At 60.0% G+C, this 5,682-nt stretch carries 5 protein-coding genes and 1 pseudogene; 4 read left to right on the top strand and 2 right to left on the bottom strand.

Features of this window, described 5'->3' with window-relative positions:
• Positions 1–837: 837 nt before the first annotated feature.
• Positions 838–1,503 (bottom strand): hypothetical protein, encoded by a 666-nt coding sequence (locus BR41_RS21560; RefSeq protein WP_051711585.1) that lies wholly within the window; start codon positions 1,501–1,503, stop codon positions 838–840.
• A gap of 21 nt (positions 1,504–1,524) precedes the next feature.
• Positions 1,525–2,022 (bottom strand): transcriptional regulator, encoded by a 498-nt coding sequence (locus tag BR41_RS23335; RefSeq protein WP_051711583.1) that lies wholly within the window; start codon positions 2,020–2,022, stop codon positions 1,525–1,527.
• Positions 2,023–2,165: 143 nt separating this feature from the next.
• Between BR41_RS23335 and BR41_RS21550 the strand changes: the two genes are divergently transcribed.
• From BR41_RS21550 to BR41_RS21535, 4 genes and pseudogenes are all read left to right on the top strand, one after another.
• Positions 2,166–2,474: a helix-turn-helix domain-containing protein gene (locus BR41_RS21550; protein ID WP_035061468.1), complete on the top strand. Its 309-nt coding sequence runs from the start codon at positions 2,166–2,168 to the stop codon at positions 2,472–2,474.
• 35 nt (positions 2,475–2,509) lie between these two features.
• On the top strand, positions 2,510–4,624 hold the full coding sequence (locus tag BR41_RS23330) for a Mu transposase C-terminal domain-containing protein (RefSeq protein ID WP_051711581.1): 2,115 nt from the start codon (positions 2,510–2,512) through the stop codon (positions 4,622–4,624).
• Between the two features lie 52 nt (positions 4,625–4,676).
• The gene (locus BR41_RS21540) at positions 4,677–5,423 is read left to right on the top strand and encodes an AAA family ATPase (RefSeq protein ID WP_035061466.1); all 747 of its coding nucleotides are present in this window, start codon (positions 4,677–4,679) and stop codon (positions 5,421–5,423) included.
• Positions 5,423–5,682, top strand: a pseudogene (locus BR41_RS21535) (hypothetical protein); the annotation flags it as partial. The gene BR41_RS21540 and the pseudogene BR41_RS21535, both read left to right, overlap by 1 nt.

Here is a 5,682-nt window from a genome sequence, read left to right as displayed (position 1 = left end):
CGCCGCCGTAGGTTTTGCGCAGTGGCGAGCCGCTGAGTTCGATCATGCATTCGCCGAGGGAGGCAATTTGCATTTGGGTTTTCCTCTTTTGCTGCTGTTTCTAGGTTCAGCGCCTGCGGCGCGATTTAAAGGCATTACAGCGCGTTCCGCCGCGCGGACGGGGAAGGGACTTTGTCTCGCCAAAGCCCCCTCCACCCCAAAGGCGACCCTGCAAAAGCGTCTGTCGCAAGCGCCAGATCCCCCCGCCAGCCAGCCCGTCACGGGCGGGAATCGAAAACTCGGGCCAAGGCCCTCAGACAGTCGATCCCCGAAATCCCCGTGCCGGTCTGGCTGGCGGGGCGCTTTTGAAAGGGGGGGCAGACCATTCTCACCCCGGCCCTCTCCTTGAAGAAGAGGGTGACGTAGCTTGATGCTGCGGCGCCTCACGTTGCGCCGCGCCTTGGTTTTGCTCCCCTCGCCCACTTGTGGGAGAGGGGCCGGGGGTGAGGGTTCTGGCAAGGACATCATCCTTCTCCTCACCCTCACCCTAGCCCTCTCCCACAAGTGGGAGAGGGGACATAAATCCCAAAACAAGCTTTCTTGAACCGTCCAACGATGGGTATCGCTACGCTCAACCCGTCCTACAAAACCACTTTAACGACTTGCTGTTTGTGTGGGGTGGCACCCATAATGTCACGAGGAAGAACTCAAACAAATTCCGCCGAAACCCAATCACTATGCGGGTTTGGTGGCTGCATTGCTTCCCCAAAGCATTTGACCAATTTTGCAAAAAAATAAGCGCAAACTGAACAAATTTGCGCTTATTTTGGCATCAGTTCGATCAACAATGAGGCTGGTTTAGACGGCGAGATCCTTTTTGATGCCGGCCACGTACTGGTAGACCTTGTTCAACGCGGTCAGGTCCAAGTCCTTCAGGCTGGGTGCATCAAAGTGCTTCAGCATGTAGGCGCGTACCTTAGGCTCGATGTCCAATTTCTTCATGTTGGTTTGGATGTAAGTGATGCGGCGCTTGGCGACCTCATCCGGCGCTTTCTTCTGTACCGCCTTGCCAGCGGCCAATCGGCCGAGCCATTCATGGAGATACTTCTCGGCGGCCTTGAACTTTGCAGCCGGAATCATCCGCATCGCCCCCACCCCCATCTTTTTATTCAACGAGTTCCATACGCGCTGCGGCGTGGCGGGATTTTGCTTGCCTAGTGGCTCCAACTCCAGAATCTGGTCCTTGAGATCATGCAGCCGCCGCACCTGCTCTTCCGTGATGTGCTCCGCGCCAGGCTGCGGCTTCACAATCACTTTGCTGGTTTTCTTCTCATAGTGCTGGTGGACATCCCCCGCGACGATCTGTCCGACCACCACGCCATCCCCACTGACGTTGACGAGGTTGCCGCCCGCCGTCATGACCGCCGTGGCTGGCTTTTTACGGGGTGTACGAGGCTTGGGTTCCGGTGTTTCTGCATGCTGTTTGAACAATGCAATGATTTGGGCTTTCTTGTTTTCGTCCATTCAATCTTCCTGATTGCGGCGTCACGCCGCTAATTTGACCAATCGCAATATCTTTCCCTTTGACGTCGCGTCGACGTCGTCCAGTAAGTCATAAACGGCCAGAATCAGTTCCGCTTTTTTGTCCGGCGGCATGGTGCGGCTAGTTGCCGCCAATCCTTCCTCGACCGCCTCCAGCGCCAGTTGCAACCGGGCTGTTTCGAACGGGGCCGTAGGCGTCGCAGCTTGCAACTCGGCCAGCAACATTGAACCTTCCCCCGTCAGCAGCCAGTTGGCATTAACGCCAGCACATACCAACGTGCCGATAATTTGCCCGCCGGGCATGGTGTTACCCGACTCATTCTCCTGAATGCCACGTTTTGATGGGCTTCCAGCAAGAACTGCGAGCGCATCCTGAGTCAGCCCCAGCGCCGCTCTTGCGCGCTTAATTCGTGCGCCAATCTCCACAACATCCAGCTGGACGCTTTCTGGCGTCGAAGTGTCCGGCGGAAGTGTCCGACGCTCACGTTCTGGACGCTTCATAGAGCCCCCTGATTTAGAAAGAAAAATTCGTTTTTATGTGTCATGTCTCGTAAATTCGAAGTGTCCAACGCCAAATTTCATTGAATGACACATTTATATGTGTCACCATGCATCTCGTGATAACCCACCACGGAAACCAACAGATGCAACCGACCACCTCTACACCGCAGCAAGACTGGCACCCGGCCGACATTATCGCCGCCTTGCACAAACAGGGCACCACCATTTCCAAGCTGGCACACGCACACGGCGTTGATCCATCCGGTCTGTCCGTCGCCCTGCGCCGCTCCTTCCCCAAGGGCGAACAGCGCATTGCCGGCGCACTCGGCCTGCATCCGAAAGACATCTGGCCGAGCCGGTACTTTGACGACGGTACGCGCAAACCGGTCGGCGCGCGTGCCATCCAGTGCACGGCCGTCGTACGCCATGACGACGAGTCGACGACCCATTAAACAATCTTATCCACCAAGGCAACGAAGGTAAGCCGATGACCGTAACTTTGACAACCATTGTGGCCGCGCTGGGAATCGCTAAATCCAGTACGGCGCATCGGGCGAACCGGGAAGGATGGCCCTACACCGAACAAGCGGGGCGCGGCGGCAAACGACGCCTCTATCCGTTGGGTACGCTCCCTGAAGATGTCCGCAAAGCGGTGCAACTGCACGCGGCCCGTCAGCTCCTGAACACGCCCTCTGCGCCAGTCGCATCGATCCAACCTGCAGCCCCTGCACAGCAAGCTTTAGCGCCTGCACGGCCACCGGTGGTGATGACGGATGCGTTGCGCCAGCGCACCGATGCACGTCATGCCGTGCTACGGGCCATCACCCGCTTGCAAGCGGTGTGCAGCCTGTCCAAGGAAAACGCCGTGGCCGCGTTGATTGTTGAAGCCAACAAGGCACCAGAGAGTGAAATGGCACAGCTGCTGGTATTGGCCCAGGACGAACGCGGGCGCAAAGGCAGCGGTATGCCCAGCATCCGCACCATCAAGCGCTGGTTTACCAAGGCACAAGCCGGCGACCTGACGCCACGACCACCGCGCGTCAAGGATTTGTCCTTGCCGCGCTGGGGGGCCGCCTTCCTGCAATGCTGGCGGGCCAAGCAAGGCCAATCAGTGGAGGCCGCGTACAAGACGTTTGCCCAGCAATGGCACGGCGGCGAGTTGCCTAGCGTGCATCAGGTGCGCCGTTTCCTCGCCAAGCTGCCGCCAGAGGTGCGGTATCGCTTGGAACATACCGGTGCGGCCCTGAAAGCCAAGCTGCCCTACGTGATTCGCGACTGGTCGGTCTTCAAGACCGGCGAATGCTGGGTCGGCGACGGGCATGGCATGAAAATGAAAGTCGCCAAACCCGATGACGGTAAACCGTGCCAGCCGGAAGTGACGGTGATCATGGATGCCACCAGCCGCAAAGTGGTGGGCTGGTCGGTCAGCTATTCCGAAAACGTCCTCGCCGTGGCCGATGCGCTACGCCATGCCGCTACGCATCACCCGCTGCCGCTGCTGTACTACAGCGACAACGGCAGCGGCCAAGCCAACCTGATGCTGGATGCGCCCATCGTCGGCATGCTGGCGCGCATGGGCATCGACCACCAGACCGGCATTCCGGGCAATCCGCAGGGGCGCGGCCTGATCGAGCGGTTCTGGAAAACCGTCACCCTCCCACTGGCCCGCACGTTCGATACCTTTCATGGGAACGGCGTCGATCAAGACACCTTGCGAATGACCACGCGCGATATCCAAAAGGCACTTACCCGAGCCAAGCGCAGCACCAGCCCATCCAGCGTGCCGAAGCTGCCCAGCTGGCAACAATTCATCGATGCGCTGACGGTCGCCATTGACGAGTACAACGCCCAGCACACGCACAGTGCCCTGCCGACGCGGCAAGGCCGGCATTTGACGCCGGATGCGTTCTGGCAACTGCACCCGCCGACGCAATCGCGCCACCTGTCCTCCGCCGAGCTGCAAGCGCTGTTCCGACCGCACGTCGTCCGTACCGCCGAGCGCGGCATGGTGCGGCTATGGAACAACCACTATTTCAACCGTGAACTGATGCAGGTGGATGGCGAGCAAGTGCAAGTCGGCTACGACATTCACGATGCAAACAGCGTCATCGTGCGCCAACTGGATGGCCGGTTTGTATGCATAGCGGAATGGAACGCCAACAAGGTGGATGCCTTTCCCAAGCCCTTCGTCGAGCGCCTGCGTGATCAGCGCATTGCCGGGATGGTCGGCCGTGCCGAGGAAACCATCCGCCGCGCCGAAGCGGAACGGCCGGCGCTGGAAGCCCAGGAGCACATCGTTATTCCGGGGATGGGCGATCTGACTCGCTCAAGTCTCAACCGTAAAGCGACCGAATTGTTGATTGAGCCAGTCGATGAGCCGGCAGTACCAGGAGCCGCGCCAACGTGGGAATCGATGGACGGTCCGACTCGTTATCGGGCTTGGCGTGAACTGGATACCCGCAAGCGCCAGGGCAAGCCGCTGACCGAGGCGGAAGACACCCGCCATCGCATGTATCAGAAATCGCCGCAGTGGCAGGTGATGCACAGCCTGCACAGCGGAAATGACAACGCGCACGAGTTGCACCTCGTGCGCGCTGGGTAGGTCATCGTCGTAAAACGGCGACCGCATTCAACAACCGGAAAGGCATTCTCTCATGAATTCACCCCTCGTCAATCCCGCCACACTGGCACCGGGCATCGCCCAAATCGGCAACCTTGCCTTGGCGCAGGAAGCACTGGCCCGTGCCATGTCCCGCCACCAAGGACTACCCGGTCTGGTTGCGTTCTACGGCCCGTCCGGCTGGGGCAAATCCATGTCGGCCAACTTCGTCGCCAACCGCACCCGCGCCCGCTATGTGCAGGCCAAGTCGGTCTGGACCAAGAAGTCCTTCCTCAAGGCCGTGTTGTTCGAAATGGGCGTCAAGCCGGCTGCCACCATCCCGGAAATGCTCGATCAGGCGGCCGAGGAACTGGCCACTAGCCAGCGCCCGCTGATCATCGATGAAATGGATCACCTCGTCGACAAGAACGCCGTCGAAGTGGTGCGCGATCTGTACGAAGCCAGCCACGCGCCCATTCTGCTGATCGGTGAGGAACAGCTCCCGAACAACCTGAAGAAGTGGGAACGCTTCCACGGGCGCGTATTGGCATGGGTGCAAGCCCAGCCGGCCAATCTGCACGATGCCCAGGCCCTGCGGGCGGTGTACAGCCGCGATGTGCAGATCGCCGACGATCTGCTCACCACCATCGTGCGCGAGTCGCACGGCTCGGTGCGCCGGGTGGCGGTGAATCTCGACAACATCCGCAGTGTTGCGCTGGAGCTGGGGGTGGAGCAGATCGACCTCGCCACGTGGGGCAAGCGCCCGCTCTATACCGGCGAAGCGCCGAAGCGGAGGGTGTAATGCGCAAGCCGGTTCACCTCGAACGCCCCGGCGGCAAAGGCCCACGGCAGCGACTGTGGGAGCAAATGCGCAAGCTGCGCGAATTCACCATGGACGACCTGTCGTTCAAAACCAATATCGACGGCGAGTCCATCCGCAAATACATTCAAGGCTTGGTCAAGGCGGGCTATCTGGAAAAGCCGCCCGTGGAACGCTTCGCCCCATCCACCTACCTGCTGGTCCGCGACAACGGCGTCGAAGCGCCCCGCGTGGATCGCAC

This window comes from Andreprevotia chitinilytica DSM 18519 (assembly GCF_000711875.1).
GTDB lineage: Bacteria > Pseudomonadota > Gammaproteobacteria > Burkholderiales > Chitinibacteraceae > Andreprevotia > Andreprevotia chitinilytica.
The sequence above is the reverse complement of the archived record's forward strand: the minus strand, read 5'-3'. Positions and strand labels throughout refer to the sequence as shown.

Bases quoted from the DNA above. Each gene is read 5' to 3' on its own strand.
- BR41_RS21560 (WP_051711585.1), bottom strand. From the start codon at position 1,503: ATGGACGAAAACAAGAAAGCCCAAATCATTGCATTGTTCAAACAGCAT.
- BR41_RS23335 (WP_051711583.1), bottom strand. From the start codon at position 2,022: ATGAAGCGTCCAGAACGTGAGCGTCGGACACTTCCGCCGGACACTTCG.
- BR41_RS21550 (WP_035061468.1), top strand. From the start codon at position 2,166: ATGCAACCGACCACCTCTACACCGCAGCAAGACTGGCACCCGGCCGAC.
- BR41_RS23330 (WP_051711581.1), top strand. From the start codon at position 2,510: ATGACCGTAACTTTGACAACCATTGTGGCCGCGCTGGGAATCGCTAAA.
- BR41_RS21540 (WP_035061466.1), top strand. From the start codon at position 4,677: ATGAATTCACCCCTCGTCAATCCCGCCACACTGGCACCGGGCATCGCC.